Below are 26,963 nucleotides of genomic sequence, written 5' to 3' on the forward strand. Positions count from 1 at the left end.
GCCATGTTGCGAGACTCGTTCGGACGGGTGGCGACGGATCTGCGGGTGTCCCTCACGGACAAGTGCAACCTGCGCTGCACCTACTGCATGCCGCCCGAAGGGCTCGACTGGCTGCCCAACGCCCAGCTCCTCACGGCTGAGGAGATCGTCAGGCTGGTCACGATCGGCGTCGAGCGGCTGGGGATCACCGAGGTCCGCTACACCGGCGGCGAGCCGCTGCTGCGCCGCGAGCTGCCCGACATCGTCGGCCGCACCGTGGCGCTCGACCCCAGGCCGCAGGTGTCGCTGACGACCAACGGCATCGGCCTGGCCCGGCTGGCCGGGGTGCTCGTCGAAGCGGGCCTCGACCGGGTGAACGTCTCCCTCGACACCCTCGATCGCGACACCTTCAAGCGGCTCGCGCACCGCGACAGGTTCGACGACGTCATCGCCGGGCTCAGCGCCGCCCACGAGGCGGGCCTGCGCCCCGTCAAGGTCAACACGGTCCTGATGCGCGACATCAACGACCACGAGGCCGTGCCGCTGCTGCGCTACTGCCTGGAGCAGGGTTACGAACTGCGCTTCATCGAGCAGATGCCGCTCGACGCCCAGCACGGCTGGAGCCGCGAGAACATGGTGACCGCCGACGAGATCCTCGCGATGCTGTCGGACTCGTTCGACCTCACGGCCGACGATCTGGAGGATCGCGGCAGCGCCCCCGCCGAGCGCTTCCTGGTGGACGGCGGCCCCGCCCGGGTGGGCGTGATCGGGTCGGTGACGCGCCCGTTCTGCGGCGCCTGCGACCGCGTACGGCTGACCGCCGACGGCCAGATCCGCAACTGCCTGTTCGCCACCGAGGAGTCCGACCTGAAGACGCCCCTGCGGGCCGGCGCCTCCGACGAGGAACTCGCCGCTCGCTGGATCGCCGCCGTCTCGCGCAAGCGCGCCGGGCACGGCATCGACGACCCGTCCTTCCTCCAGCCGTCCCGCCCGATGTCGGCGATCGGCGGCTAGCCCGCTCAGTCGTACATTTGCCCGTATTCGTACGCGGTGCGGGCGCCGCCCCGCCGATCGAGAGCCGTGGCTGGGGTGCGTACCGTGGGGGCGTGACGATCGGCGGAGAGTACGACGCGGTCATCCTGGCCGGGGGACAGGCGCGGCGGCTGGGCGGCGTGGACAAGCCCGGCCTGAGTGTCGGGGCGCGGGCGATGATCGAGGGCGTCGTCCTGGCGGCCTCCGGAGCCCGCAGGGTGATCGTGGTCGGCCCCGAACGCCCGCTGCCAGGGGTGTTCTTCGCGCGGGAGGATCCGCCGGGCGGCGGGCCGGTTCCGGCGCTCCGGGCCGGGCTGCGCGAGGTCACGGCGCCACGGGTGGTGCTGCTCGCCGGAGATCTCCCGTACCTCAGAGCCGGACACGTCGCCGAACTGCTCCACGCCTCGGATACGGGTGGTGGCGGGGTGGTGGCGGTGGACGATAGTGGGCGGGAGCAGTGGTTGCTGAGCCTGTGGCCTGCCGAAACGCTGCGCCGAGCGCTGGACGGCTACACCGGGCGCTCACTGAAAGGGCTGCTCGGCCCGCTCGTCCACGCGCGCGTCGCGCTGTCCGGCCGGCCGTGGTTCGACTGCGACACAATGGACGATCTAGAGGAGGCTCGCATGAACGTGCTGAACGAGTGGACCGCCCTGGCCTGCCGGGAGCTGGGCATCGACCCGGCCCGTGTCGACCGGGACCTGATCCTGGACCTGACCAAGGAGGTGGCGCACGGCGTCGCCAGGCCCGCCGCGCCGCTGACCGCCTATCTGCTGGGGCTCGCCGAGGGCGCCGGCACCGCGCCCGAGGACGCCGTCGCCCGGATTACCGCGCTCGCCAAGAACTGGAGCGCGGCCACGACCGAGACGCTGACCGAGAGTTGACACGCCAACGAACTGTTGGTGTCAAGCCATGCTCAAAGTTGCCAAATTTCTGCGCATAATGAGCTGCAGAGAGCGTAAACGATTTGGGGAAAGCGGCCCTACCCAACAGGGTCCCGGGGCGTTGGACTGATCGTCCGAGTGAGAGTTTCCCCAGGAAAAGGGCGACGCCGGGTGGTTACGGGGGCAAACCACCCGGCGTCGCTTCATCGGCGTTCCGACGGGGGCCCGGAACGCCGGCACCAGCACTCCGACGGGGGACCGGAGCGCTTGCCTAAAGCGTACACCTACAACCCATGGGATGCGTCAAGACTTAGTCACGACCCGATCTCGCGTCGATGCCTTGGTATCTCGCTTTGGTTAGCTTCCGGTGTGTGAAAGGTAGGGGGAGGGGCATCCCTGCCCCTCTCATTGGCCCCGATTACGGCTATGTATGGCAAAAAGACGGCCGCGGCGATGAACAGCAGCCGGTACGGCACGGGCACCGGGACGACCACGGCCAGGATCAGGCACAGCGTGCGGATCCCCATCTTGATGAGGTAGCTGATCTCGCGCCGGTGGATGTCCGAGCTCAGCGACGGTTGCGCGTCGGTGACCTGGTGGACGTCCTGCTTCTTGCGCCACCCCTTCATGACATCCACGGTAGACCCCGGGTGCGCCGCACGCGACAGCGACCAGGGGCGGCGGCAGCGGTCATGCGATCATGGCCTTGGAGTAAGGAGTGTGGAGATGACGGATCGTACGTACCGGGTGACCGAGATCGTCGGCACGTCGGGTGAGAGCATCGACCAGGCCATCCGCAACGGGATCAGACGCGCGTCGGAGACGCTGCGGCACCTCGACTGGTTCGAGGTGACGGAGGTGCGCGGGCACATCGACGCGGGCGAGGTGGCGCACTTCCAGGTCGGCATGAAGGTGGGCTTCCGCCTCGAGGACGCCTGACGGCCCCGAGCAGAGCGCTGAAACGGCCATGAGCGCGCCCAGGTGAGTCCCGGACGCGCTCATGAGCCAGTGCTACGGCGAAAGGGTCAGCTCGCCTGGCTGACCGTGGACATGTTGAAGTCCGGCACCCTGATGGCGGGCATCACGGTACGGCTGAAGTAGTCGCCCCACTCGCGCGGCAGCGTCTGCTCGCTGGAACCCACCTCCGAGACCCGCCCCAGCAGGTCGACCGGACTCTCGTTGAAGCGGAAGTTGTTCACCTCGCCCACGACCTCGCCGTGCTCGACCAGGTAGACCCCGTCACGGGTGAGCCCGGTCACCAGCAGCGTCTGCGGATCGACCTCGCGGATGTACCACAGGCACGTTAGCAGCAGGCCGCGCTCGGTGTCGGCGATCATCTCCGTCAGCGAGCGCCCGTCGCCGGGGGCCCGCACGATCAGGTTGTCGATCGAGGGCGTGACCGGCAGCCCGCTGAGCTCGGCCGAGTACTGCGTCTGCCGCAGTGCCGTGAGCTGCCCGTCCCGCACCCACTCGGTCGCCGACAGCGGCAGGCCGTTGTCGAAGATCGAGCTCTCGCGGCTGGAGGCGTGGGCGACCACGAACGGCGCGCACTCGATGCCCGGGGCGGCCGGATCGCTGACGAGCGTCACCGGCAGCGTGGCCAGTTGCTCGCCGACCCGGGTGCCGCCGCCCGGCTTGGCGAACACCGAGCGGCCGTCCAGCGCGTCCCTGGCGCCCGCGGACCAGTAGGCGTAGATCATCAGGTCGGCCACCGCGCTCGGCGGCAGCAGAGCCTCGTAGCGCCCCGCGGGCAGGTCCACCCGGGTCTTGGCCCACTCCAGCCGCTGGGCCAGCGACGCGTCGAGCGCCGCCACGTCCACGTCGGAGAAGTCGCGGGTGCCCACGCCCGTCCAGGCTGAGCGCTTCAGATCGGCCGACTTGGCGTTGAGCTCCAGCCGGCCGGACGGCTGGTCGTGGCGCAGCCGCAGCCCGCTGGAGGTGCCGAGGAACGTCGAGGTCAGCGAGTGCTCCGCGAAGCCGTACAGCCTCCTGCCGCCCGCCTCCGCGGCGGCGAACGCCTCGCCGAGCGCGGGCGCGAACCGTTCGAACACCCCGATGTCGGTCGGGGTCACCGGCTCGGCCCACGAGGCGCTCGCCGGCCGGCCCTCGACCAGTGGCCGCGCGTCCTCGGCCGGCTGCGCCTCGCGCGCCGCCCGGTCGGCCGCGGCCACCACGTCGGCGAGCTGATCCGGTCGTACGGCGGCGCGGGAGACCACGCCCACACCCTGGCCGGCGATCGAGATCACGGTCAGCCGGGCGGAGCGGGCCACGCCGTTGGTCGTGAGCGTGTTGCCCGCGAACCGCAGGTTGGCCGTGGACCCCTCGTCCACGAGCACGACGCAGCCATCGGTGGTGGACAGCTCCAGAGCCTTCTCCACCATGTCCTGCGGAGAGATCTGAACAGGCAGACCGGTATGGCCCGCCGCTGATCGCTGCTCGCTCACTTTCCACCCTCCTGCACGGTGTTGAGGATCCGTACGCCCCTGAACAGGCCGGACGGGCAGCCGTGGCTGACCGGCGCGACCTGGCCCGGCTGGCCCTTGCCGCAGTTGAAGGCGCCGCCCAGCACGTACGTCTGCGGCCCGCCGACGGCCTCCATCGACTGCCAGAAGTCCGTCGTGGTCGCCTGGTAGGCGAAGTCGCGCACCTGCCCGGCCAACCGGCCGTGCGAGATCCGGTAGGCCCGCTGCCCGGTGAACTGGAAGTTGTAGCGCTGCATGTCGATCGACCAGCTCTTGTCGCCGACGATGTAGAGGCCCCGCTCGACCCGCGAGATGAGCTCCTCGGTCGACGGCCCGCCGGGCGCGGCGGCCAGCGAGACGTTGGCCATCCGCTGGATGGGCATGTGCCCCGGCGAGTCGGCGAACGCGCACCCGTTGGACCGCCCGAACCCCTTCATCAGCGCCATCCGCCGGTCGAGCTGGTAACCGACCAGGACGCCGTCCCTGACGATGTCGAAGCTCTGCCCCTGCACGCCCTCGTCGTCGAAGCCGATCGTGGCCAGGCCGTGCGTGACGGTCCTGTCGCCGGTCACGTTCATCACCGGGGAGCCGTAGACGAGCTCGTTGAGCTGGTCGAAGGTGGCGAAGCTGGTGCCCGCGTAGGCGGCCTCGTAGCCGAGTGCCCGGTCGAGCTCGGTGGCGTGCCCGATCGACTCGTGGATGGTCAGCCACAGATTGGACGGGTCGATCACCAGGTCGTGGTCGCCCGCCTCCACCGAGGGCGCGGCCAGCTTCTCGGCCAGCAGCCCGGGCAGCTGGGCCAGCTCATCGGCCCAGTTCCAGCCGGTGCCCGTCAGGTATTCGTAGCCGCGGCCGACCGGAGGCGCGATCGTCGACATGTCGTCGAATCCGCCGTTGGCCGCCTTCATCGCGTTGAGCTTGGGATGCACGCGTACGCGCTGCTGCGTGGTGACCGTGCCCGCCGTGTCGGCGTAGAACTTCTGCTCCTTGACCTGCAGCAGCCGGGCCGAGACGTGGTCGGCGCCCTTGAGCAGCCCGGCCGACCAGTCGGCCAGCAGCGCCACCTTCTCCGCCGACGGCACCTCGAACGGGTCGACGTCGTAGGCGGAGACCCACACCACCTCGGAGTGGACCGGCTCGGGGGCCAGCTCGATGGGCTCCCGGTTGATCGGGGCGCTCACCTCGGCCACCCGGATGGCCTGCTCGGCCACCTTCGCGGCCGCCTCGGGCGTGAGATGGATGCCTGCGGCGAAACCCCAGGTGCCGCCCTTGACGACGCGGACCGCGTAGCCGAGGTCGTCGGCGTCCATGGCTCCTTCGAGCCGGGCGTCGTAGAGGCTGAGCGACTCGGCTCTCACGCGTTCCAACCGGAAGTCGGCATGCTCGGCGCCCAGGTCACGAGCGCGTTGCAGGGCGGCGTCCGCCAGCTGCCGCATCGGCAGCTCCAGGAAATCGGAATCGATCTGGCGCATGTCCACGATCCTAACCCTGCGATCTTGTATCCCCCGGACAAGTGGATACCCGCCGGTAGGAGATAGCGTCAGGTGTCATGGCACGCTCTGTACTCGTCACCGGAGGCAATCGCGGCATCGGCCTCGCGATCGCCCGTGAACTAGCCGCGACCGGCGACGCCGTCGCGGTCACCTATCGATCGGGAGAGCCGCCGGAGGGGCTGTTCGGCGTCAAGTGCGACGTGACCAGCATGTCCGACGTCGAAGCCGCCTTCGACAAGGTCGAGGCCGAGCAGGGCCCGGTCGAGGTGCTGGTCGCCAACGCCGGCGTCACCAAGGACACGCTGCTGGCGATGATGAAGGAAGAGACCTTCACCGACGTCATCGACGCCAACCTGACCGGCGCCTACCGCGTGGCCAAGCGGGCCATCAGGCCCATGATGAAGCTCAAGCGCGGCCGCGTCATCCTCGTCTCCTCCGTCGTCGCCCTGTCCGGCTCGGCGGGCCAGACCAACTACGCCGCCTCCAAGGCGGGCCTCATCGGCTTCGGCCGGTCCATGGCGCGCGAGTACGGCTCGCGCGGCATCACCGTCAACGTGGTCTCGCCCGGCTTCGTCGCCACCGACATGACGGCCGACCTCGACGTCGAGGCCATCACCAAGAACATCCCGCTCGGGCGCCAGGCGTCGCCGAGCGAGGTCGCGCGCGTCGTCCGCTTCCTGGCCAGTGACGACGCCTCTTACATCACCGGGGCCGTGATCCCGGTCGACGGCGGACTCGGAATGGGGCACTGACGTGGGAATTCTCCAAGGCAAGCGGATCCTGGTGACCGGCGTGCTCACCGACGCGTCGATCGCGTTCTCGGTGGCCAAGCTGGCCCAGGAGGAGGGCGCCACTGTGGTGCTCACCGGGTTCGGCCGGTTGAGCCTGGTCGAGCGCATCGCCAAGCGGCTGCCCGAGACGCCGCCGGTGATCGAGCTCGACGTCCAGAGCACCGAGCACCTCGACACGCTGGCCGACCGGGTCGGCGAGCACGTCGACGGTCTCGACGGCGTCGTCCACTCCATCGGCTTCGCCCCGCAGAGCGCGCTGGGCGGCAACTTCCTCAACACCACCTGGGAGGACGTCGCCACGGCCCTGCACATCTCGACCTACTCCTACAAGTCGCTGGCCGTGGCCTGCCTGCCGCTGATGAAGGAGGGCGGCGCGGTCGTCGGCCTCGACTTCGACGCGAGCAAGGCGTGGCCGGTCTACGACTGGATGGGCGTCGCCAAGGCGGGCCTGGAGTCGTGCAACCGCTATCTCGCCCGCGACCTGGCCAAGCAGAACATCCGCGTCAACCTCGTCGCCGCCGGGCCGCTGCGCACGATGGCGGCCAAGTCGATCCCGGGCTTCAAGGAGTTCGAGGACAGCTGGCCGGAGCGCGCCCCGCTGGGCTGGGACCTGTCCGACACGGTCCCCGCCGCCAAGGCGTGCGTGGCGCTGATGTCCGACTGGTTCCCCGCCACCACGGGCGAGATCGTCCACGTGGACGGCGGCGCCCACGCGATCGGCGCCTGACCTGTCCTGATGGCCTGAACGGGCTCATACGTGTTGGGCGGCGCCGCACAAGCGTCGCCCTCTTGTCGTGATCCGTACCCATGACCGATCGCCGGGACCTGGTAACCGGATGCCATCAATTACCGGTTCTCCCGCTGATTCGGCGTGCTCTGGCGGCGATGCTGGTGTGATGGGGCGCTGGCTCAAGAACCCGGCACGGCTGAAGACGCTCAGCAGGCTGAAGAATCCGTGGGTGCTGGTCGCGATGGCCAGTATCGGTGCCGGGGTACCGTCCGTGGTGGTGCCGGGGGAGTGGCCGGTGTGGGGCCGGGCGCTGATCGCGGTCGTGGTGGCCGGGTTGTCCGGCGCCAGCGGCACGTACTTCGGTGTGGCGTTGACCCGAGCCGAGAACGCCGCCGCGGCAATCGAGGCGCTGCACTCGGCTCTGGACCCGCTGATCCACCACCCGCAGGGCCTGGCCGGCGGAGAGCGCAGCGTGTTCGAGCTGCTGCTGCCACAGTCGTGCCCCACCCCCTTCTGGGGGCGGCGTGGCGAGCGGGACTGGTTGTGGGCCTGGTGCCAGGAGGAGGCGGCGCCGGGCCTGCTGGTGGTGGACGGGCCGGGCGGGTGCGGCAAGACCCGGCTGGCGTTACGGGCCGCCCAGGAGGCCGCCGCGGACGGGTGGGTGGCCGGCTGGCTGCGCGAGGGCAAGGCCGCCGACCTGGTCGACGCGGCCGCGGCGGTGGCCGACTCCCGGGTACTGGTCCTGGTCGACAACGCCGACACTCGAACCGACCTGGCGAGCCTGCTGGGCGCACTGGCGCGCTACGAGGGGCGGGCCCGGCTGCGAGTGGTGTTGATCACCCGGCACGGCGTCGAACTCGGCCAGGCACTGCAATCTCACCTCCCCGAACAACACGCCCTGCTGGTGAAGAGCGCCCCGGTGATTTCGCTGCTGCCGCTGGGGGAGACCTCTGACCTGATCCGCTGGTACGGCGAGGCCGTCCGCGCGTTCGCGGCCACGCGGGCGACCCAGGTGCCCCCGGTCTCGGACACGATCGCGCCGGTCCGGGAGGGCCAGACCATGGTCGAGGTGCTGACCCAGGCGATGGTGACGGTGTTACGCCAAGCCGCGCCGACCGGCTCACCCGCGCCCCTGGACGAGGTCGCCGGGGTGCTGTTCGAGCACGAGGCACGCTGGTGGCGCGGCACCGCCGCATTGGACCGGTGGGCGGTCGGCCCGGTCACCGACGTGCTGCTGGCCCGGATCATCGCGGCCCTGGCCCTGTTCGCCCCCGCCGACGAGCCGGAGGCCATCGGAGTGCTGAGGCGCGTCCCTGAATTGGCCGACGCCTCCGCCGAACGGGTCACCAACCTGGCCCGCTGGGCTCACTCCCTCTACCCGCCCGCCGCGGGGGCGGGAGTACGTCTCGGCCCGAACCTGCTGGCCGACTGGTTCATCACCACCAGCCTGACCCGTACGGAGGGCGACCGCCATTTCGCCCGCCACCTGCTGAACGACCCGACCGAGGAGCAGGCCGCCCGGATCCTGACCCTGCTGGCCCGCGCGGGCGAACATCACCCACCCGCCCGGTCGCTGTTCGAGCAACTGCTGGGCGGCGACCCGGTACGGCTGGCCCGCCACGCCATCTACGCCGCCCTCACCACCGCCACGAACCGTCGCGAGCTGGACCACACCACCGCCACCGCTCTCGCCGCCGCCGACCTCGACCCCGACACCACCACCCGGCTCCTGGAGCTCACCCCCGCCTATGCCTTGCCCCGCTGCGCCCTCACGCTGACCCGCCACCGCCTGCATGGCGCCCGCGCCACCGGCACCCCACCCGAACTCGCCGACGCCCTGACCGACCTCGCGGCCGCGCTGGAGCGGGTGGGTGAGCACCGGGAGCAGGTGCTGGTGACCCGGGAAGCGGTCGGCCTGCGACGTGGGCTGGCGGATGGCACCCCCGCCCGCCGATTCGACCTCGCCGAGGCCCTTGGCAACCTGTCGGTCGCGCTGAACGGGGCAGGTGAGCATCGCGAGCAGCTGCTGGCGGCGCAGGAAGCGATCGATCTGTGCCGTGAGCTGGTGGACGGCGACCCGGCGTATCGGCACGCCCTCGGCCGAGCCCTGGGCAACCTGTCGGTCGCGCTGCACCACGCGGGTGACCCTCGCGAGCAGCTACAGGTGGCACGGGAAGAGGTCGACCTGCGGCGCGGGCCGGCGGACGACAACCTCACCTACCGACCCGGTTTCGGCCGATCACTGATCCGGCTCGCGGTCGCGCTGCACTGGGCGGGTGAGCATCGCGAGCAGGTGCTGGTGGCTCGGGAGGCGGTCGGCGTGTGCCGTGAGCTGGCGGACGGCGATCCCGTCCACCTGCCCACCCTCGCCCACGCCCTGACCCATCTCGCGGCCGCGCTGAGCCGGGTGGGTGAGCACGGTGAGCAGCTGCTGGTGGCTCGGGAAGCGGTCGACGTATGCCGTGAGCTGGCGGACGGCAACCCCGCTCACCGATTCGACCTAGCCGAGGCCCTGATCGAATTCACGGCCGCGCTGTACCGGGTGGGTGAGCACGGTGAGCAGCTGCTGGTGGCACGGGAGACGGTCCGCCTGTGCCGTGAACTGGTGGACGGCAACTCCGCTCATCGGTCCGTTCTCCGCCGAGCCCTGGGCAACCTGTCGGTCGCGCTGCACCAGGTGGGCGAACATCGGGAGCAGGTGCTGGTGGCTCGGGAGGCGGTCGGCCTGTGCCGTCAGCTGCTGGACGGCAACCCCCTTCATCGATTCGACCTCGCAGAGTCCCTGGGCAACCTGTCGCCCGCGCTGGACCGGGTGGGCGAGCATCGGGAGCAGGTGCTGGTGGCTCGGGACGCGGTCGGCCTGTGCCGTGAGCTGGCGGACGGCAACCCCGCCCACCGTCGTGTCCTCGGTCAAGCCCTGGGCAACCTGTCGGCCGCGCTGGACCGGGTGGGTGAGCATGACGAGCAACTGCGGGTGGTACAGGAAACGGTCGACCTGTACCGGGAACTCGCCGCCCACGACCCCGAACTGTTCCACCAGGCGTACGTCGACAACCGCGCCACCCTACGGCGGCTACGGCCTCAACAAGGCGACCAAGACGACATCACCTTCAACCTGTGAGGCGTTGCTCGCCGGTCGGGGCCGCGCGGCTCACTGAAGGGTGGACACGAACTTCCCGAGCCGCGTGAGCCCTTCGCGAAGATCGTCCGCCGGCGCCGCGTACGAGAGCCGGACGTGTGTCTCCGCCGTGTGCACGCCGAAGTCCCTCCCCGGAGTGAGGGCGACGTGCGCCTCCCGCAGCGCGCGCTCGCAGAACTGCCAGGAGGTGAGCCCGGTGTGGCCGACGCCGAAGTACACGTAGAACGCGCCGTCGGGCGGGACGGGAACCGGCAGCCCGATCCGCGCCAGCCCGTCGAGGACGAGCGCGCGCCGCTCGGCGAACTCGAAGCGGCGTGCCTCACAGACCGCCAGGGACTCGGGGGTGAAGCAGGCCAGAGCGGCGTGCTGGGCGGGCGCGGAGGCGCACAGGAAGTAGTTCTGGGCCAGGCGTTCCATCGCCGGCACGAGGATCTCCGGGACGACGCACCAGCCGAGTCGCCAGCCGGTCATGCCGAAGTACTTCGAGAAGCTGTTGATGACGATGGCGCCGGGATCGAACGACAGCACGCTCCGCGGTGGCCGGCCCCGCTCGTCGTGGTCGCTCAGGTTGAGGTAGATCTCGTCGACCAGGCGCCACGCGTCACGCTCGCGGGCGAGTTCGCAGATCGCGGCCAGTTCGCCGGCTGGAGCCGAGGTGCCCGTCGGGTTCGACGGGGTGGCGATCATGATCCCTCGGGTCCGGTCCGTCCAGTTCTCCTTCACCGATGCCGCGTCCAGTTGGAAGCGGGTCTCGGCGGTGGCGGGGATGAGCGTGACACGGGCGCCGAAGCTTTCGACGATCTGCCGGTTGCAGGGGTACGACGGGTCCGCGATCAGCACCTCGTCGCCCGTGTCGACGAGTGCCGCCGTGGCCAGCACCAAGGCGGCCGAGGCTCCCGCGGTCACGACGACCCGGGAAGGGTCGACCTCGACGCCGTGCTCGTTCCGGTAGAACCGGGCGATCGCCTGCCTCAGCTCGGGCAGCCCGAGTGCCGCCGTGTAGGGCATCGGCCTGCCGTCCATGGCCTCACGCATCGCGTCGAGTACGGCCGGGGGCGCGCCGAAGTCCGGTTCGCCGATGCTGAGCTTGATGACGTGATGCCCCTGGGACTCCAGCGCGGCGGCGTGCTTGCCGAACTCCATCGCGAAGAACGGCGCGACAGCCTGTGCGCGTCGCGAGATTCTCACCCCACGATCTACAGCGCCGGTCACGCGGTTTCGCCCTTTACTGCACTCAGAGTCATGAAAGAGAAGCTTATGCGTAGTTTGCCCGGCCGGGCGGCTCACAGAGGCAGGGGCCGGTTCTCCACGACGCTCTTCATGACGAGGGTGGAGCTGAGGCGCTGGACGCCGGGGAGGGTGGCCAGCCGGTCGTCGTAGAGCCGCTGGAAGGCGGGCAGGTCGTGGGTGATGACCCGCAGCAGATAGTTGGGGTCGCCGAAGAGCCGTTGCGCCTGCAGGACGTGCGGGACGGCGGCGACGGCCGCTTCGAAGGCGTCGACGGTGTCGCGGTCCGCGGCGCGCATGGTGACGAAGACGAGGGCCTCGAACGTCAAGCCCAGGGCGTGGGCGTCGAGATGGGCCCGGTAGCCGCTGATCGCTCCGCTGTGCTCCAAGGCGCGCAGGCGACGGTGGCAGGGCGAGACGCTGAGGCGGACGCGCTCGGCGAGCTCGGTGATGGTGAGCCGAGGCCCGCATCCGGGCCAGCTTCGAACTCCAGGGGCTGATGCGCCGGTGCCCGACTGTCGCGGATCAGTCCGAGACAGGTTCGGATCGTTCTCCCCAGCAGGCCGGAGATCACCCAGCAGCACGGGTACATCCACGCGGGCGCCACCAGTGCCATCGCCGACAGCGCGGGCGGCTACGCGGCGCTCACCCTCTTCCCGGAGACGGCGGACGTGCTGACCGTGGAGTACAAGATCAACCTTCTCGCGCCCGCCACGGGTGATCACCTCGAGGCCGAAGGGACGGTCGTCAAGGCGGGGCGGACGCTCACGGTGTGCCGGCTTGAGGTCTTCGGCGTCACCGGAGCCCAGCGGGAGCTCATCGCGACCGGCCAGCAGACGCTGATCTGCCCGCGCTGACGATCCGCCCAAGCCGGCCGAGGACCCGCCCAAGTAGGCCGAGGATCCGCCCAAGCTGTACGCGCGGACGCGGCGGACCTGTTGACCAGAGCGCTAAGCCAGGCGGTGGCGGCGGCCGTTGTTCGCTCTGGCCGGTTCGAAGGGGATCGAGTCCGGCTGCTCCGTGCGCTGGCGGCGCTGCTGGACGATGCGGGTCGCCAGGATCGCCGAGGTCAGCAGGGCGATCGTCAAGGAGGTGCCCAGGACGTCCGAGGTGGGCTTCGACGGGCGGATGATCGGCTGGTCGCGCAGGGGAGCCGTGAGGTCCTGGGCGAAGGGGTTGGGCCACAGGAGGTCGATACGCGGCTCGTCGGTGTCAGCCGTCTGGATCTTGATCGGGTTCGCGGTCGTGTCCGGCTCGCGGGGATCGGTCTCGGGCGGTGTCGGGCCGTCCGTCGGAAGAGTGGTCGTCGTCGAGTCCTTCTTCTCCCGCTTGTTCGGCTTCGCCGTGGGAGTGGGCTTGGCGGAGTCCTGGGGGGACGGGGTCTCCAGGACGTGTTCGGGGTCCTTGTGCTGCTGGGCGTCCTTATGCTCGCAGGCCAGCACCGGGAGGCAGACCTCGCTGAGAGTGTTGGGCAGCAGGTCCTGGTCCGACGGAGTCGGCTGGGGCTGCCCCGACCTGGTGGGGATCGTTGTCGGGACCGCGTCGCCCACCGTGCCGAGGAGGTCGTCGGCGGTGCCGCCGACCTTCTTCGTCACGGGTTTGAGCGTGTCGCCCGTGAGGCTGTCGACCGTGCCGGTGACCGCCTCCACGACGTCGCACAGGCCGTTCGTCACCCCGGACAGCAGCCCGTCGCCGCGTTTGCAGTCGACCGCCTCGGCCAGCGCGGGCGAGGAGACGACCGGGATCGCGGCCAGCGCCAGCGCGAGAGCTCCAGCCGAGATCGCGGTCCTGCTGCCCATCCGTCCCCTCCTGCGTCGCTTACGGGGGAAATCTTTATGGACATCGGCGGTGTGTCGCAGGCGTTTTCCGGCTAAAGTTGCGATTCGGTATCGACGCGTGACACGCGAGCATGACTCTCGTTCGCTCTCAGTCGAGCGACGACACGTCATCCAGGGCCTCACGTATCTCTCGCGGCAACACCACGTCCTCGGCGGTCAATGCGCCGGCGAGCTGAGCGTGCGTACGGGCACCGACGATAGCGGAGGACACGCCCGGCTGGTCGCGAACCCATGAGAGCGCCACCGCCAACGGCGAGACCCCGAGCCCGTCGGCCGCGGTCATCACGGATTCGACCACACGACGGCTGCGTTCGTCGAGATAAGGGCGGACAAAATCGGCGAAATGTGGCGTAGCGGCCCGCGAATCGGCCGGGATGCCCGTTCGGTACTTCCCCGTCAGAACCCCCCTGCCGAGCGGCGACCAGGCCATCACGCCCGCGCCCACGTGCTCGGCGGCGGGCAGCAGCTCGCGCTCGGGCTCGCGGGCCAGCAGGGAGTATTCGGCCTGGGCGGAGGTGATCGGGATGCGGCCCGGGATCGCCCGCTGCATGACCGCGGCGGCGGCCAGCTGCCAGCCGGCGTAGTCGCAGACGCCCGCGTAGACGGCCCGGCCCGAGGAGACGATCGCGTCGAGCGCCGCCATCGTCTCCTCCAGCGGCACCTCGGTGTCGTAGGTGTGCAGCTGCCAGAGGTCGATGTAGTCGAGTCCCAGGCGGTTGAGTGAGTCGTCGACCGCGGCGATCAGATGGCGCCTGGAGGCGTCACGCGGCCGGCGGCCCGACGGCGTCACCACCGCCTTGGTCGAGATCACCAGCTCCGAGCGCGGCACCGAGTCGCGCAGCAGCCGGCCGAGCAGCCGCTCGGCGTCGCCGCCGGTGTAGACGTCGGCCGTGTCGACCAGGGTGCCGCCCGCGCTCATGAAGGTGCGCAGCTGCGCCGCCGCGTCGTCGGCGCTGGTGTCACGCCCCCAGGTCATCGTGCCGAGCCCCAGGCGGGACACCGACAGGCCGCTCCGGCCGACATAGCGCTGCTCCATGATCCCGCCAGGTTACCGCCCGGGTGCGTCAAACGCCGTGATCCACGCCTGCGACACTTGGTCGGTGACCACCCTCCTTCTCGCCCGCCACGGGCTCACCGCACTCACCGGGCCGGTGCTGGCCGGCCGCACTCCCGGAGTGCACCTGAGCGAGGCGGGCCGGGCGCAGGCCGCGGCGCTGGCCGGGCGCATCGCGGGCGTCCGGCTCGACGCCATCGTCTCCAGCCCGCTCGAACGCTGCCAGGAGACGGCCCAGGCCGTCGCCGAGGGGCGCGGCATGGCCGTACAGACCGATGAGCGGTTCGTGGAGTGCGGTTACGGAGCGTGGACCGGGCGGCCGCTCAAGGAGCTGGCGAAGGAGCCGTTGTGGCAGGTGGTGCAGGCCCACCCCAGTGCGGTGACATTTCCGGAAGGGGAAGCCTTGACGGAAATGCAACACCGGGCCGTGGCCGCCGTACGGGAGTGGAATCAACGCCTGGGGGAGAAGGGAGTCTACCTGGCGTGCAGTCACGGAGACGTGATCAAGGCCATCGTCGCCGACGCGCTGGGGCTCCACCTGGATCACTTTCAGCGGATAACTGCAGATCCCGGAGCTCTCACCGTCATTCGCTATGCCCCCTTGCGCCCCTTTGTTCTCAGGCTTAACGATATGGGGGAATTGCAGCTTCCCGAGGATTCGGAGGAGAAAGACGGGGGAGAAAAACTCTCCGGGAGCGATGCCGCCGTCGGCGGTGGACCCGGAACCACGTAAGGTCAGGCTATGCCGGTCTTCGACTACGACCCACCAGAGAGGTTCGTGGCCGGTGCCTTGGGGCAACCGGGCGCGCGAGCCTTCTTTCTGCAGGCCAGAGCCGAGGGCAGACTGACCACGGTAGCGCTGGAGAAGCTGCAGGTGGCGGCGCTCGCGGGCAGGCTGGACGAGCTGCTCGACGAGGTGCTGCGCCGCAGCGGGGGCACCGCGCACGTGCCCGCCATGGCGCCCGCCGACCTGACGGACGACAAGCCCCTAGAGGTGCCTGTCACGGAGGACTTCAGGGTCGGCACCATGGCACTGGCCTGGGATCCCGATACTTCACAGGTGGTGATCGAAGCGCAGGAGATCATCGACGAGGAAGCCGTCGAAGCACCCGAGCCCGCCATGCTGCGGGTGCGGATCAGCGCCGGGGTCGCCCGTGCGTTCACCCAGCGGGCGCTCCAGCTCGTCGCTGCGGGCCGACCGGCCTGTCCCCTTTGCGGGCAGCCACTCGACCCCGAGGGACACGTCTGCGTCCGCCTCAACGGCTATCGCGGGGGTGAGGCGACATCATGAGCGCTCCGGAGAGCGAACCGGCTACCAGGCCGCCGTCGCACCCGTCGCCCATGGAGGACGAGGGGGCGCTCAAGCTGCTCCGCGACGGCCGCCTGGAAGTGGCGGGCCGCCTCGTCGAGGCGACCAACATGACGCTCTACTGCTCGATCACGCTCGGTGAGCGCACCGCCGCCTGCGTCTACAAGCCCGTACGCGGCGAGCGCCCGCTCTGGGACTTCCCCGACGGCACGCTGGCCGCCCGCGAGGTCGCGGCGTTCGAGGTCTCCCAGGCGACCGGCTGGCAGATCGTGCCGCCGACCGTCCTGCGGGAGGGCCCGTTCGGTCCCGGCATGTGCCAGCTGTGGATCGACACCGAGCGTGAGGTCGACCTCATGCGCCTCGTACGCAGCCGCAACCCGGTGGTGCGCCGGATGGCGGTGTTCGACGCGGTGGTCAACAACGCCGACCGCAAGGGCGGCCACCTGCTGCCACTGCCCACCGGCCACGTCTACGGGGTCGACCACGGCGTCTGCTTCTCCGCCGAGGACAAACTCCGTACCGTGCTCTGGCAGTGGCGGGGCAAGCCGCTGGCCCGCGACGCCGTGACCACGCTGACCAAGCTGGAGCGCGACATCGAGTCGGGTCAGCTCGGCCGCAGGCTGCGCGAGTTGCTCACGCTCGCCGAGGTCGAGGCGACCTGGAACCGGATCAGGAAGCTGCTCGAAACCGGCCTGCACCCCTACCCCTCCCGCGACTGGCCGGCCATCCCGTGGCCGCCCATGTAGACCGACGCGTCAACTGGCCATCCCCTGGCCGCTCATGGAAAAACCGTTTACTACGCTTTGCCCTATGTGCACGGTGATCGTGAAGACGGGTCAGCCGCTGACGCTGATGGGCGTGCGAGACGAGTTCGCCGACCGGCCCTGGGAAGGGCCGGGAGAGCACTGGCCCGAACACCCCGGCGTGGTGGGCGGGCGCGACCTCAAGGCGGGCGGCACCTGGCTGGCCGTCGACCCGGCCCGGCGCCGCGCCGCCGCCCTCCTCAACGGGCACGGCCGGCCCGCGGCCGAGGCCACCAAGATCTCCCGCGGCGACCTGCCGCTCCGCGCCCTCGCGGCCAATGACCTGCCCGATGTCGACCTGACCTACTACGACCCCTTTCACCTGCTGCTCGCCGACCTGACGCGGGTGCGGCTGTTCAGCTGGGACGGGGAACGGCTCAGCGCCTCCGAGGTGCCCGACGGCACCAGCATGATCGTCAACACCGGTCTCAACCCGGAACACGAACGGGTGGCCGCCTTCCGGCCGCGCTTCGAGAGCACCGCCGACTGGCGAGAGCTCATCGCCGCCGCCCCCTCGTCCGACCCGGCGGCTCTGATCATCCGGCACGAGCTGCCCGACGGCCGCGTCTTCGCCTCGCTGTCGGTGACCCTGCTCACACTGGCGGCGGAGGGCGTGACGTACGAGTTCACGGACCTGACCGCTGATTCTGGACGGATAGGCTCAAAGGCATGAGATCGTGGTCTGCCCCCGCCATTCCCGCGCTTCCCGGTGAGAGCGTCCCACTGCGGCTCTACGACACGGCGGCCGGGCAGGTCCGGCGGAGCGACCCGGGTCCGACCGCCCGCATGTACGTCTGCGGCATCACCCCCTACGACGCCACCCACCTGGGCCACGCCAACACCTACCTGGCCTTCGACATGGTCGGCAGGGTGTGGCGCGACATGGGCCACGAGGTCCACTACACCCAGAACGCCACCGACGTCGACGACCCGCTCCTGGAGCGGGCCGAGCAGACCGGTGTCAGCTGGCAGGACCTGGCCGAGCGGGAGATCGAGCTGTTCCGCACCGACATGGAGGCGCTGCGCATCGTGCCGCCGCGCGAGTACGTCGGCGTGACCGAGGTCGTCGGCCGGGTGGCCGAGCTCATCGCCAAGCTGGCGGCCAAGGGCGTCACCTACGACCTCGACGGCGACGTCTACTTCAGCGTGGCGGACGCGCCCAAGTTCGGGCAGGTGTCCGGCTACAGCGAGGAGCTCATGGTCGAGCTGTTCGGCGAGCGCGGCGGCGACCCCGACCGGCCCGGCAAGCGCCACCCGCTCGACTGGCTGTTGTGGCGGGCCGAGCGGCCCGGCGAGCCGTCGTGGGAGACGACGCTCGGCCGCGGCCGGCCCGGCTGGCATATCGAGTGCACCGCGATCGCCCTCGACAACCTGGGCGCCGGCTACGACGTCGCGGGCGGCGGCAGCGACCTGATCTTCCCCCACCACGAGTGCGGCGCCTCCGAGGGACACGCGGCCACCGGGGAGTGGCCGTTCGCCAAGTTCTACACGCACGCCGGGATGGTGGCGCTCGACGGCGAGAAGATGTCGAAGTCCAAGGGCAACCTGGTCTTCGTCTCCAAGCTGCGGGGTCGGCACGACCCGATGGCGATCCGGCTCGTGCTGCTCGCCCACCACTACCGCGAGGACTGGGAGTACGTCCCGGCCCAGCTCGCCGCGGCCGAGGCCCGCCTCGCCAAGTGGCGCTCGGCGGCCGGGCTCGCCACCGCGCCCGATGCGGGCCGGTTGCTGGCCGAGGTACGCGAACGGCTCGCCGACGACCTCGACACCCCGGGCGCGCTGGCCGCCGTCGACGCCTGGGTCGAGCGGGCCCTGTCCGAGGGCGGCTCGGACCCGGCGGCGGCGGCCCTGGTCCGCGACCTGACCGACGCCCTGCTGGGCGTCGCACTCTAGACGATCTCTACTGGGCGACGACCTCTGCTGGGCGTCGCACGCTAGACGGACGACAGACGGACCCCGCGGGGCGTCGCATTTCAGACGCCCCGCAGGCTGCGCACCCTAGACGGACGACGCGGCGAGGCGGCCTACCTTGCCGTCGATCACCTGCGTGTACACGGCCTCGGTCTGCTGCGCGACGCGGGCCCAGCCGTACCTCTCCTGGGCGCGGCGGGCCCCGGCCGCGCCCAGTGCCCGGCGTCGGTCCTCGTCGGCGAGCACCTCGCGCAGGGCCCTGGCCAGCGCGCGCGGGCGGCGGGGCGGCACCAGCACGCCGCAGCCCGCGACCGTGTCGAGGTGGCCGCCGACGGCGGAGGCGACGACCGGCGCGCCGCACGCCATCGCCTCGACCGCCACCATGCCGAACGGCTCGTACCAGGGCACGCAGACCACCACGTCCGCCGAGCGCATGAGCGCCGGGACCCGCTCGCGGGGCACGCTGCCGATCACGTGCACCCGGTCCCCGACCCCGAACCCGGCCGCCAGTTCACGCAGCCGCGCAGCCTCCTCGCCGTCCCGCTGCCCGCCGGCGATCACCAGGTCGGCCCCGGGGAGCCCGCGCATGGCCTGGATCACGGTGTCGACGCCCTTGCGCGGCACCTGGCGGCCGATGCTGAGCACCATCGGGCGCCGGGCGCCGACGGCCACGCGCGGCGCGACCGGGCCACGGGGGCAGAACTCGGTCAGGTCGACGCCGCACGGCACGACCGCGATGCGCCGCTCGGGCACACCCATCGAGAGCAGCTCGCTCACCTCGTCGCCGCAGGTGGCCAGCACTCTGTCGGCGCGGGCGCCGATCTCACGCTCCGTCGCGAGGCGGTGCGCCGGACTGGTGTCCGCGGGGCCCTGCCAGCGCCGCTTGACCGTGCCCAGCGCGTGGAAGGTCTGCACCACCGGTACGTCCTCGGTCGCCTGCAGGGCCGCCTGGCCGCTCATCCAGAAGTGCGCGTGCGCGATGTCGGGCCGGCGCACCGACCAGCGGTCGGCGAGACGATCGGTGAACTCCGGCATGTACAGCGGGAGCTCGTCCTTCGGGATCGGAACCGGGGGCCCGGCCGTGACGTACTCGACCGTGACGCCGGGCGCCAGGGGCACCGAGTCCGGCTGGACCGGATCGGAGCGGCGGGTGTGGACGACGACCGTGTGCCCGCGCTCTCCCAGCGCGACGGCCAGCGCGGCGACGTAGACGTTCTGGCCACCTGAGTCGACGCTGCCGATCGCGGCCAGGGGGTCCGCGTGTTCAGAGATCAGATCGACATTCACTGGTCAGCTCCCTCACTGCCTTGACCACCACTGCTTGACCACCACTGCTTGACCACCTGCTCGCTTGTCACCTGTGACAGAGCTGAGTCCCCTGGTGTCCCGGCCAGAGCTCGCTGGACACCGAGGGCACTCCGTAGGGGCACACCGGGCGGACAGGACGAGCGGGGTGAACAGGCTCACGGCAGGCGTACCGACCACGGCTGCCGGGTGCGCGGGCCGGGTGTTTCCCGCCACGAGCACGCCGGCCCGCTCGATGAGGGCTGCCAGCTGTGAAAGCGTCGTTCTTCCGCCGAGGCCGACCGCGACATTGTGGGCGACACAGGCGGTGAGCTCGTGCTCCTTGCCTGTCACGACGACCCGGTGCCCGTCTTCGGCCAGCTCCCGGACCGCTTGCCGAGCCGTTCGGCAGGCCAGGTCCTGGCGGGTGCTGACGTCCCCGTGTGCACCACTACATACGCGCCTTCGCCGGCGCCTGTGCCGGTATCTATAAGGTGCCCGATAACGTGCCCGATATCCGGGAGGGGGCGCCGGACAGCGAGTTTTCCCTGATCATCGGGCGATAATTCGTACCCGGCCGCTCGCGCGGGCGCGAACATCCGCCCGCACCGCCCCACGTACCGCCCCAGAGCCGGCACCTCGACCGGCGAGGGATCGTCCGCCATCGGCCCTCATCTCGTTCCTACACCTGGACATAGAGAGGACGGCTACCGAGAGAAGCGGCCCTCAAACCTGATTCAGCCCTCTGTACTGCGGAAACAGGTTGAATGTCTGGTGGTTTGTCACGCTATGTAGTTGTTTGTGGAGGGGGTCCTCGGGTAGCTGAGGGACAGCGCGACGGAGCTTTTGCGACGGAGCTTTGCGACGGAGAGCTGTGCTACGGAGGTGAAGGGTGTTCGAACCACGACGTCCCGGAGCCGTGCTCTTCGACCGGGACGGGACCCTGATCAAGGACGTCCCCTACAACGGCGACCCCGCCAGGGTCGAGCCGATGCCGGGCGCGCTGGAGGCGCTGGCGCGGCTGCGCCGGGCCGACGTGCCGGTGGCGGTCGTCACCAACCAGTCGGGCGTGGCCAAGGGGTTGCTCACGCCGGACGAGATGGATCAGGTGAACGCCAGGGTCGAGGAGCTCCTCGGCCCGTTCGACGCGTGGGCCATCTGCGTACACGACGACTCCGACGGCTGCACCTGCCGCAAGCCCGCGCCGGGCCTGGTGATCAGGGCGGCGGCCGTCCTCGACGTCAGCCCGCGCGACTGCGTCGTGGTGGGTGACATCGGCAGGGTCATGGAGGCGGCCAGGGCGGCGGGGGCCAGGGGCATCCTGGTGCCGACCGGCGAGACCCGCAGGGAGGAGATCCAGCAGGCCGCCGAGGTGGCCGAGGACCTGTCCGACGTGGCGGACCGGGTGCTGAGCGCTGTCGCCCAGGCCGGCCAGGCGGCTCGCGTGAGCACGAGTGCGGCGGTCTGGTCACCGCTGGTGGGCTGGAGCCGTTGGTGAGGATCCCGCACCGGTACGTGCACGGCCCCTTCACATGCGCACGGCCCCTTCACATGCGCACGGCCCCTTCATATGTGACGAGCACGACTATGTGCTTCCGCTCGTTCCCGGCCCAGGTTCCTGGTCGGCTTGGATCGCTTTCTTGAGGATGTATGACCGAGAAAGTGATGGGTAGGGCCATTTGGCATGATGCCAATAGATTGGTCGCACAAGGCCGCCTGCCTGGTCGAAGACCCGGAATTGTTCTTCCCGATCTCGCCCGAGGGGCTGGGTCACGCGGAAGCCGAACGCGCGAAAGTCATCTGCCGCGACTGCCCGGTACGTGAGCCCTGTCTCGACTACGCGCTCAGCACCGGACAGGCCTACGGCGTCTGGGGCGGCACCGACCCGTCGCAACGACGGGAGATCATCCTGGCATCACCTCGGCGAGAAAGCGTTGGCGCTCGCCGTCCTCGAGGTGGTCGCTGAACAGCACGCCGTCGAGGTGGTCGACCTCGTGCTGCAGCACTCTGGCCAGCACACCCAGCGCCCGCACGGTCACACCCTTGCCGAAGGCGTCGCGGCCCCGAGCCGTCACCATGTACGAACGTTCCAGTGGCCACCACAGGCCCGGCGCCGACAGGCACGCCTCGTCGGCCGTGACACGCCGCTCCGACAGCTCCAGTCGCGGATTGACCAGGCATCCCGACTTGCCGTCGTAGGAGTAGACGACCACGCGTAGCGGCACCCCGATCTGGGGCGCGGCCAGCCCGGCGCGGCCGGCTCCCGCGCGCATCGTCGCGGTCAGGGACTTCACCAGCCCCCGGAGTTCGCGGTCGAAGTCGTGAACCGGCGCCGCCACCGAGCGGAGCACCGGATCGCTGAACATGCGAATAGGGCGGACTGTCACCGCAACTCCCCGATAGGCCGCGTGGTCTGGGGTGGTGCTTCCCACGCGCCTTCGGGATCAACCGCCAGGGTTCTGGGTTGTAGCACCGCGGTAACGCTCTTGGGTTGTAGCACAGCGGTAACAAAGGAGACCCAGCGGCGAAACCGCCCGAAAGCACTATCTAATCTGTGATCTCACTTCCGGCTCATGGACCTGTGATGCTTGGCCGGGCGCTCGGGGCCCGGCCAAGCCCATCACCACGGGGGGTGTTCGCGTGAACGCGCTTCCCCTCGACGACCCGGCGCGTGAGCTGGAGACGGCGCCGGACGCGCTGTCCGGCTTCACTGTCGGTGTGACCGCCACCCGGCGGCGCGAAGAGTTCGGCGCGCTGCTCGAACGGCGCGGCGCACGGGTGGTCAGCGCGCCCGCCATCAGGCTGGTGCCGCTCTCCGAGGACTCCGACCTGCTGGCCGCCACCCGGCTCAGCCTGGCCGGCCCGGTGGACGACGTGGTGATCACCACCGGCGTCGGCTTCCGCGGCTGGATGGCGGCGGCCGAAGGCTGGGGCCTTTCGGCCGACCTGGCCGACCACCTGACCAGGGCCCGCCTGCTCACCCGCGGCCCCAAAGCCAGGGGAGCGGTGCGCGCCGCCGGGCTGAACGACCACTGGACCCCCGCCACCGAGTCCTGCGAGGAGGTCAAGCAGTACCTCCTGGCCCAGGATCTGCACGGCCGCCGCATCGCGGTGCAGCAGCACGGCGAGCCGCTGACGGAGTTCGTCGAGGCGCTGCGGGAGGCCGGGGCCGAGGTGATCGAGATCCCGGTCTACCGGTGGCTGCCGTACCGCGATCCCTCGCCGCTGCGCCGCCTCATCACCCAGACGCTCTCCGGCGCCGTGGACGCCGTGGCCTTCACCAGCGCGCCCGCCGTACACGCCATGCTGGGCGCTGCCCGCGCCGAGGGGCTGGAGGAGCAGTTGCTGGCGGCGTTCGGCGACCGCGTCGTGGCGGCCTGCGTCGGGCCGGTCACCGCCGGGCCGCTGGTCAAGCGCGGCGTACCTACCCTGCAGCCCGAAAGATCCCGCCTCGGCGCCCTGGCCAGGGCACTGGCCAGGCACCTGCCCGAACACGGCGTCACCCGGCTGGTGGCGGGCGGGCACCGGCTGGAGATCCGCGGGCACGCGGTGGTCGTCGACGGTGAGCTCAGGCCGCTGCCGCCCGCGCCGATGGCCGTGCTCAAGCGCCTGGCCGACAAGCCCGGCAATGTGGTCTCCCGCACCGACCTGCGTACCGTGCTGCCTGGCAGCCTGTCGCGCGACTCGGCGGAGCACGCGGTCGAGATGGCGATCACGCGGCTGCGGCGCGCCCTGGGGCCCGCCGGGATCGTCGAGACGGTGGTCAAACGGGGCTACCGGCTCGCCTGCAGCCACGAGACGGCGCCCCTGTGACGTCGTCCGCGCCCCAGGGGGCCACTCCCGTTTCTGGCGCGCCGATTCCGGGCGCGGCCGCACAGGTCGGTTCGAGCGCGTCGGTGTCGGCTGCGTCTGTGCGGGCCGGTTCGGCCGTGCCCACGTTGGTTCTGGCCGCGCACGGGACGCGGAGCGCGGCGGGGGAGCGGTCGCTGGCCGCCCTGGCGGCGGCGGTCAGACGGGCGCGGCCCCGGCAGCGCGTCGAGCTGAGCTACCTGGAGATCAGCTCGCCCCTGCTGGCCGACGTGCTGCCCACCGTCCCCGGGCCCGTGGTCGTGGTGCCGCTGCTGCTCGCCGGCGGCTACCACGTGCACATCGACCTGCCGAACGTCGTCGCCGAGCACCGCCCCGACGCGCTCGTCGCGCCGCCGCTCGGCCCGCACCGGCTGCTCACCGCCGCGCTCGCCCGCAAGCTGGCCCGCGCGGGACTGGGGCCCGCCGACACGGTCATCCTGGGTGCGGCGGGCTCCTCGGATCCGGCCGGGCTCGCCGACGTCCGTGCCGCCGCCCACCTGCTGGCGGTACGGCTGGGCCGCCCGGTCACGGCCGCGTTCACCTCGGCGGGCAGCCCTTCGCTCGGCGAGGCCGTGGAACGTCTCAGGTCGGGTCCGTTGTCAGGCGAGGGTGCGGATCGTCTCAGGTCGGGTCCGTTGTCAGGCGAGGCTGTGGAACGTCTCGGATCGGGCCCGGCGTCGCGCCTGGCGGTCGCCTCGTACCTGCTGGCGCCCGGCTTCTTTCACGACCGCCTGGCGGAGGCGGGCGCGGACCTGGTCAGCGAGCCTCTGGGAGCCGACCCGGCCGTGGTGGAGTTGATCTGGCACCGCTTCGACCAGACGAGGACCCGGACGGCCGTACCGAACACCTGGAGCGCCGTACAGACCGCTTAGCTCGGCTCCAACCGCCGCCGACGGCGTCCCTGGCCACGACACTTCAGGGCCGCACACTCAGGGCCGCAGCACTCACGGCCGCGACGCCCGCAGTCCCGGCGCTCGCGATCCCGAGGGACGCGATTTGGACGGACGCGATTCGGACGCTCGCGATTCGGACGCTCGCGATCCCGAGGGACGCGATTTGGACGGACGCGATTCGGACGCTCGCGATCCCGAGGGACGCGATTTGGACGGACGCGATTCGGACGCTCGCGATCCCGAGGGACGCGATCCCGACGGACGCGATCCGGCGCCCCCGATCCCGACGGACGCGATCCGGCGCCCCCGATTCCGGCGCCCGCGATCCCCGACGCCCGCACCTCCGGCGCCTGATATCCCGATGGACATCGCGGTCGACGGAGGTCGTGGTCGACGGACGCCGCGGTCGAGGGACGCCGCAGTCGGCGGGCGTCGTCGCTGGCGGAGGCTGTGGTCGGTGGTCGGTGGTCGGTGGTCGGTGGTCGGTGGTCGGTGGTGAGGGTGGGCGGTGCAGTTGGGGAGTGTCAGGCGGGGGCGGGTTCGAGGCGGAGTTCGCGGACGATCTCCTGGGCGCCGGCGTCCCGGGACGGTCCCGCGTCGGCGCCCACGAACATCTCGATGTAGGCGTGGTGGAAGCACCCCGCCAGCAGCAGCCGGGCGGTGCCCTCCGGGTCGACGCCGGCGGCCACCCGGCCCAGACGCTGCTCGCCCTCCAGATAGGCGGCCAGCGGGAGGATCTCCGTCATCGGCCCGAGCCCGTGATCGCGTACGGCCTGCCGGAAGCGGACGGTGACGGACGGCGAGGTGACCGCGGGCAGCGCCACGGCCTGCACATCCGTGTAGTAGTCGATGCCCGCCCGCACGATGGGCAGCAGGTTGTCGGTGACGCTGCCCCTGCCGACGCGGTGGGACAGTCCGTGCAGGATGCTGAGCCAGAGCGGGAGCCGGTCCTGCAGCAGGGCGAGGAAATGGTCCACGGAGCCGCCGGGGCGATCATCCCTGAGAGAGAGCGCCATCTCCAGGATGCGTCGCCGGGTGTCCTGACTCCTCTGGTGCGGGTCTACGTGGGAAGTCGCCATGGTTGGCCTAACGTGCGCAGTCACATGGATAGGTTCACGTGGGTAGGTGCAACGTGGCATTCGCGGCCGGGGTCCTGGTGACGAGCCGGTCCTGGGGATCCAACTTGGTGCAAAGTTGTATGGCTACCGATTATTACCTGAAACTTCCAGAAAGTTCGGTAAACAAAGGCTGCGAGTCAGCTGTCAGTGTCGCGGTCCCGGCGCCGCAGGTAGCGCTCGAACTCGGCGGCGATCGCGTCGCCGCTGGCCTCGGGCAGCTCAGCGGCGTCCTTGCGCTCCTCGAGCTCCTTGACGTATTCGGCCACCTCACTGTCCTGGGAGGCGAGCTCGTCCACGCCGTTCTCCCAGGCGCGGGCCTCCTCGTCGAGATCGCCGAGCGGCATCGGGATCTCCAGCAGGTCTTCGAGGCGGCGCAGCAGCGCCAGCGTGGCCTTGGGGTTGGGCGGCTGGGCCACGTAGTGCGGCACCGACGCCCACAGCGAGACGGCGTCGAGGCCGGCGTCGCCGAACGACTGCTGGAGGACGCCCACGATGCCCGTGGGGCCCTCGTAGCGGCTCAGCTCCAGGTTGGTCGAGCGGGCCAGGTTTTCGTCCGTGGCGCCGCCCAGGATCGGCACGGGGCGGGTGTGCGGTGAGTCGTTGAGCAGCGCGCCGAGCATCACGGCCAGCTCGACGCCGAGCTCGCGGCAGACCTCGACGATGTCGGCGCAGAACGACCGCCACCGCATGTTGGGCTCGATGCCGCGCAGCAGCACCACGTCACGCTCGACGCCCGGCGGCCGGGCGCGCAGCAGCCGCGTCGTCGGCCAGATGATGGAGCGGGTCAGGCCGTCGCCCATCTCCACGACGGGCCGGGTGACCTGGAAGTCGTAGTAGTCGTCGGGATCCAGCTCGACCAGCGGCTCCGCCTTCCAGGCGGACTCGAGGTGGGCGATCACACCACTGGATGCCTCGCCGGCGTCGTTCCACCCTTCGAACGCGGCTATGAGCACCGGGTCGACGAGCTCGGGGAGCCTTTCGAACTCGATCACGTGTCGCCTCCTCTCTCCGCTGTCCAGCTAAGCCTATGCGGTGAGGAGGCGGTCATGTCACGGAGTAACGATGATCAGTCATCGTCGCGGAGCGACCGGTCAGACGCCGCCACGTGGCGCCGGCCCGGGCGCCCTCAGGTCAGGCGCTCGCACTCGGCGCGGGGTGAGAGTAAGGCGC

At 70.7% G+C, this 26,963-nt stretch carries 28 protein-coding genes and 1 pseudogene; 16 read left to right on the forward strand and 13 right to left on the reverse strand.

Going from position 1 to position 26,963, the window contains the following annotated elements:
* The first annotated feature begins 3 nt into the window (after positions 1-3).
* Both moaA and AB0J16_RS18660 read left to right on the forward strand, forming a co-directional pair.
* The gene (moaA, locus tag AB0J16_RS18655; RefSeq protein WP_358540622.1) at positions 4-993 is read left to right on the forward strand and encodes a GTP 3',8-cyclase MoaA; all 990 of its coding nucleotides are present in this window, start codon (positions 4-6) and stop codon (positions 991-993) included.
* 92 nt (positions 994-1,085) lie between these two features.
* Positions 1,086-1,892 (forward strand): NTP transferase domain-containing protein, encoded by an 807-nt coding sequence (locus AB0J16_RS18660; protein WP_358540625.1) that lies wholly within the window; start codon positions 1,086-1,088, stop codon positions 1,890-1,892.
* Between the two features lie 314 nt (positions 1,893-2,206).
* Here AB0J16_RS18660 and AB0J16_RS18665 read toward each other — a convergent pair whose 3' ends face one another.
* Positions 2,207-2,521 carry a DUF3099 domain-containing protein gene (locus tag AB0J16_RS18665; RefSeq protein ID WP_358540627.1) on the reverse strand — a complete coding sequence of 105 codons (315 nt, stop codon included), beginning with the start codon at positions 2,519-2,521 and terminating at the stop codon, positions 2,207-2,209.
* Between the two features lie 97 nt (positions 2,522-2,618).
* On the opposite strand from AB0J16_RS18665, the gene AB0J16_RS18670 reads away from it, so the two are divergent.
* Complete coding sequence (locus AB0J16_RS18670; protein WP_225291326.1) at positions 2,619-2,831, forward strand: dodecin; 213 nt, start codon at positions 2,619-2,621, stop codon at positions 2,829-2,831.
* Positions 2,832-2,917: 86 nt separating this feature from the next.
* Here AB0J16_RS18670 and AB0J16_RS18675 read toward each other — a convergent pair whose 3' ends face one another.
* A complete protein-coding gene (locus AB0J16_RS18675) occupies positions 2,918-4,273 on the reverse strand; it encodes a metallopeptidase TldD-related protein (protein ID WP_358541393.1) in 1,356 nt (451 codons plus the stop codon).
* Positions 4,274-4,332: 59 nt separating this feature from the next.
* Positions 4,333-5,826, reverse strand: a complete 1,494-nt coding sequence (locus AB0J16_RS18680) for a TldD/PmbA family protein (protein ID WP_358540630.1) — start codon at positions 5,824-5,826, stop codon at positions 4,333-4,335.
* A gap of 77 nt (positions 5,827-5,903) precedes the next feature.
* Here AB0J16_RS18680 and fabG point away from each other — a divergent pair, with 77 nt between their 5' ends.
* From fabG to AB0J16_RS18695, 3 genes are all read left to right on the forward strand, one after another.
* Positions 5,904-6,599 (forward strand): 3-oxoacyl-ACP reductase FabG, encoded by a 696-nt coding sequence (gene fabG / locus AB0J16_RS18685; protein ID WP_358540633.1) that lies wholly within the window; start codon positions 5,904-5,906, stop codon positions 6,597-6,599.
* A 1-nt stretch (position 6,600) separates the two neighbouring features.
* Positions 6,601-7,365: an enoyl-ACP reductase FabI gene (gene fabI, locus AB0J16_RS18690; RefSeq protein ID WP_358540636.1), complete on the forward strand. Its 765-nt coding sequence runs from the start codon at positions 6,601-6,603 to the stop codon at positions 7,363-7,365.
* 169 nt (positions 7,366-7,534) lie between these two features.
* The gene (locus AB0J16_RS18695) at positions 7,535-10,489 is read left to right on the forward strand and encodes a tetratricopeptide repeat protein (RefSeq protein ID WP_358540639.1); all 2,955 of its coding nucleotides are present in this window, start codon (positions 7,535-7,537) and stop codon (positions 10,487-10,489) included.
* A gap of 30 nt (positions 10,490-10,519) precedes the next feature.
* Here the strand turns inward: AB0J16_RS18695 and AB0J16_RS18700 are convergent, their stop codons facing one another.
* From AB0J16_RS18700 to AB0J16_RS18710, 3 genes and pseudogenes are all read right to left on the reverse strand, one after another.
* Entirely contained in the window at positions 10,520-11,695 is a 1,176-nt protein-coding gene (locus AB0J16_RS18700) for a pyridoxal phosphate-dependent aminotransferase (protein WP_358540641.1), read from the reverse strand.
* A 95-nt stretch (positions 11,696-11,790) separates the two neighbouring features.
* A complete protein-coding gene (locus AB0J16_RS18705) occupies positions 11,791-12,123 on the reverse strand; it encodes an Lrp/AsnC ligand binding domain-containing protein (protein ID WP_358541396.1) in 333 nt (110 codons plus the stop codon).
* Positions 12,124-12,147: 24 nt separating this feature from the next.
* A pseudogene (locus tag AB0J16_RS18710) lies at positions 12,148-12,330 on the reverse strand (hypothetical protein); the annotation flags it as partial.
* Between AB0J16_RS18710 and AB0J16_RS18715 the strand changes: the two are divergent.
* Positions 12,280-12,591, forward strand: coding sequence for a PaaI family thioesterase (locus AB0J16_RS18715; RefSeq protein ID WP_358541399.1), 312 nt, complete (start codon positions 12,280-12,282; stop codon positions 12,589-12,591). The pseudogene AB0J16_RS18710 and the gene AB0J16_RS18715 sit on opposite strands and share 51 nt — an antisense overlap.
* A gap of 93 nt (positions 12,592-12,684) precedes the next feature.
* Here the strand turns inward: AB0J16_RS18715 and AB0J16_RS18720 are convergent, their stop codons facing one another.
* Together AB0J16_RS18720 and AB0J16_RS18725 are read right to left on the reverse strand one after the other, a co-directional pair.
* On the reverse strand, positions 12,685-13,533 hold the full coding sequence (locus AB0J16_RS18720) for a hypothetical protein (RefSeq protein ID WP_358540643.1): 849 nt from the start codon (positions 13,531-13,533) through the stop codon (positions 12,685-12,687).
* Between the two features lie 127 nt (positions 13,534-13,660).
* The gene (locus AB0J16_RS18725) at positions 13,661-14,608 is read right to left on the reverse strand and encodes an aldo/keto reductase (protein ID WP_358540646.1); all 948 of its coding nucleotides are present in this window, start codon (positions 14,606-14,608) and stop codon (positions 13,661-13,663) included.
* A gap of 64 nt (positions 14,609-14,672) precedes the next feature.
* Here AB0J16_RS18725 and AB0J16_RS18730 point away from each other — a divergent pair, with 64 nt between their 5' ends.
* The 5 genes from AB0J16_RS18730 to mshC all read left to right on the forward strand — a co-directional run bounded on the left by AB0J16_RS18730 (position 14,673) and on the right by mshC (position 18,631).
* The gene (locus tag AB0J16_RS18730; protein WP_358204684.1) at positions 14,673-15,359 is read left to right on the forward strand and encodes an MSMEG_4193 family putative phosphomutase; all 687 of its coding nucleotides are present in this window, start codon (positions 14,673-14,675) and stop codon (positions 15,357-15,359) included.
* 9 nt (positions 15,360-15,368) lie between these two features.
* Complete coding sequence (locus tag AB0J16_RS18735; RefSeq protein WP_219528509.1) at positions 15,369-15,917, forward strand: DUF3090 domain-containing protein; 549 nt, start codon at positions 15,369-15,371, stop codon at positions 15,915-15,917.
* Positions 15,914-16,681, forward strand: a complete 768-nt coding sequence (locus tag AB0J16_RS18740) for an SCO1664 family protein (RefSeq protein ID WP_358540648.1) — start codon at positions 15,914-15,916, stop codon at positions 16,679-16,681. Before AB0J16_RS18735 ends, AB0J16_RS18740 begins: the two co-directional genes overlap by 4 nt.
* Before the next feature lie 64 nt (positions 16,682-16,745).
* Positions 16,746-17,411: an NRDE family protein gene (locus AB0J16_RS18745; RefSeq protein ID WP_358540650.1), complete on the forward strand. Its 666-nt coding sequence runs from the start codon at positions 16,746-16,748 to the stop codon at positions 17,409-17,411.
* Complete coding sequence (gene mshC / locus AB0J16_RS18750) at positions 17,408-18,631, forward strand: cysteine--1-D-myo-inosityl 2-amino-2-deoxy-alpha-D-glucopyranoside ligase (protein WP_358540652.1); 1,224 nt, start codon at positions 17,408-17,410, stop codon at positions 18,629-18,631. Before AB0J16_RS18745 ends, mshC begins: the two co-directional genes overlap by 4 nt.
* A 105-nt stretch (positions 18,632-18,736) precedes the next feature.
* On the opposite strand, the gene AB0J16_RS18755 is transcribed toward mshC, so the two are convergent.
* A complete protein-coding gene (locus tag AB0J16_RS18755) occupies positions 18,737-19,936 on the reverse strand; it encodes a glycosyltransferase (RefSeq protein WP_358540655.1) in 1,200 nt (399 codons plus the stop codon).
* Positions 19,937-19,948: 12 nt separating this feature from the next.
* Complete coding sequence (locus AB0J16_RS18760) at positions 19,949-20,287, reverse strand: glycosyltransferase family 9 protein (protein WP_358540658.1); 339 nt, start codon at positions 20,285-20,287, stop codon at positions 19,949-19,951.
* A 538-nt stretch (positions 20,288-20,825) separates the two neighbouring features.
* Between AB0J16_RS18760 and AB0J16_RS18765 the strand changes: the two genes are divergently transcribed.
* Together AB0J16_RS18765 and AB0J16_RS18770 are read left to right on the forward strand one after the other, a co-directional pair.
* Complete coding sequence (locus AB0J16_RS18765) at positions 20,826-21,431, forward strand: HAD-IIIA family hydrolase (RefSeq protein WP_358540661.1); 606 nt, start codon at positions 20,826-20,828, stop codon at positions 21,429-21,431.
* Positions 21,432-21,620: 189 nt separating this feature from the next.
* A complete protein-coding gene (locus AB0J16_RS18770) occupies positions 21,621-21,899 on the forward strand; it encodes a WhiB family transcriptional regulator (RefSeq protein ID WP_358541402.1) in 279 nt (92 codons plus the stop codon).
* Here AB0J16_RS18770 and AB0J16_RS18775 read toward each other — a convergent pair.
* The gene (locus tag AB0J16_RS18775; RefSeq protein WP_358540664.1) at positions 21,838-22,320 is read right to left on the reverse strand and encodes a peptide deformylase; all 483 of its coding nucleotides are present in this window, start codon (positions 22,318-22,320) and stop codon (positions 21,838-21,840) included. The two genes, AB0J16_RS18770 and AB0J16_RS18775, sit on opposite strands and share 62 nt — an antisense overlap.
* Before the next feature lie 253 nt (positions 22,321-22,573).
* Here AB0J16_RS18775 and AB0J16_RS18780 point away from each other — a divergent pair, with 253 nt between their 5' ends.
* Both AB0J16_RS18780 and AB0J16_RS18785 read left to right on the forward strand, forming a co-directional pair.
* Positions 22,574-23,746 (forward strand): uroporphyrinogen-III synthase, encoded by a 1,173-nt coding sequence (locus tag AB0J16_RS18780; protein WP_358540667.1) that lies wholly within the window; start codon positions 22,574-22,576, stop codon positions 23,744-23,746.
* 116 nt (positions 23,747-23,862) lie between these two features.
* Entirely contained in the window at positions 23,863-24,654 is a 792-nt protein-coding gene (locus tag AB0J16_RS18785) for a CbiX/SirB N-terminal domain-containing protein (RefSeq protein ID WP_358540670.1), read from the forward strand.
* Between the two features lie 545 nt (positions 24,655-25,199).
* Here the strand turns inward: AB0J16_RS18785 and AB0J16_RS18790 are convergent.
* On the reverse strand, positions 25,200-25,691 hold the full coding sequence (locus tag AB0J16_RS18790) for a hypothetical protein (RefSeq protein WP_358540673.1): 492 nt from the start codon (positions 25,689-25,691) through the stop codon (positions 25,200-25,202).
* Between the two features lie 239 nt (positions 25,692-25,930).
* Complete coding sequence (locus tag AB0J16_RS18795; protein WP_358540675.1) at positions 25,931-26,785, reverse strand: PAC2 family protein; 855 nt, start codon at positions 26,783-26,785, stop codon at positions 25,931-25,933.
* Between the last annotated feature and the right edge of the window lie 178 nt (positions 26,786-26,963).

Source organism: Nonomuraea sp. NPDC049750 (assembly GCF_040659625.1).
Lineage (GTDB): Bacteria > Actinomycetota > Actinomycetes > Streptosporangiales > Streptosporangiaceae > Nonomuraea.

Coding starts and splice junctions, on each gene's coding strand:
- moaA (WP_358540622.1), top strand. CDS start 4: ATGTTGCGAGACTCGTTCGGACGGGTGGCGACGGATCTGCGGGTGTCC.
- AB0J16_RS18665 (WP_358540627.1), bottom strand. CDS start 2,521: ATGAAGGGGTGGCGCAAGAAGCAGGACGTCCACCAGGTCACCGACGCG.
- AB0J16_RS18670 (WP_225291326.1), top strand. CDS start 2,619: ATGACGGATCGTACGTACCGGGTGACCGAGATCGTCGGCACGTCGGGT.
- AB0J16_RS18675 (WP_358541393.1), bottom strand. CDS start 4,273: ATGGTGGAGAAGGCTCTGGAGCTGTCCACCACCGATGGCTGCGTCGTG.
- AB0J16_RS18680 (WP_358540630.1), bottom strand. CDS start 5,826: ATGCGCCAGATCGATTCCGATTTCCTGGAGCTGCCGATGCGGCAGCTG.
- fabG (WP_358540633.1), top strand. CDS start 5,904: ATGGCACGCTCTGTACTCGTCACCGGAGGCAATCGCGGCATCGGCCTC.
- AB0J16_RS18695 (WP_358540639.1), top strand. CDS start 7,535: ATGGGGCGCTGGCTCAAGAACCCGGCACGGCTGAAGACGCTCAGCAGG.
- AB0J16_RS18720 (WP_358540643.1), bottom strand. CDS start 13,533: ATGGGCAGCAGGACCGCGATCTCGGCTGGAGCTCTCGCGCTGGCGCTG.
- AB0J16_RS18725 (WP_358540646.1), bottom strand. CDS start 14,608: ATGGAGCAGCGCTATGTCGGCCGGAGCGGCCTGTCGGTGTCCCGCCTG.
- AB0J16_RS18735 (WP_219528509.1), top strand. CDS start 15,369: ATGCCGGTCTTCGACTACGACCCACCAGAGAGGTTCGTGGCCGGTGCC.
- AB0J16_RS18740 (WP_358540648.1), top strand. CDS start 15,914: ATGAGCGCTCCGGAGAGCGAACCGGCTACCAGGCCGCCGTCGCACCCG.
- AB0J16_RS18745 (WP_358540650.1), top strand. CDS start 16,746: ATGTGCACGGTGATCGTGAAGACGGGTCAGCCGCTGACGCTGATGGGC.
- mshC (WP_358540652.1), top strand. CDS start 17,408: ATGAGATCGTGGTCTGCCCCCGCCATTCCCGCGCTTCCCGGTGAGAGC.
- AB0J16_RS18770 (WP_358541402.1), top strand. CDS start 21,621: ATGCCAATAGATTGGTCGCACAAGGCCGCCTGCCTGGTCGAAGACCCG.
- AB0J16_RS18790 (WP_358540673.1), bottom strand. CDS start 25,691: ATGGCGCTCTCTCTCAGGGATGATCGCCCCGGCGGCTCCGTGGACCAT.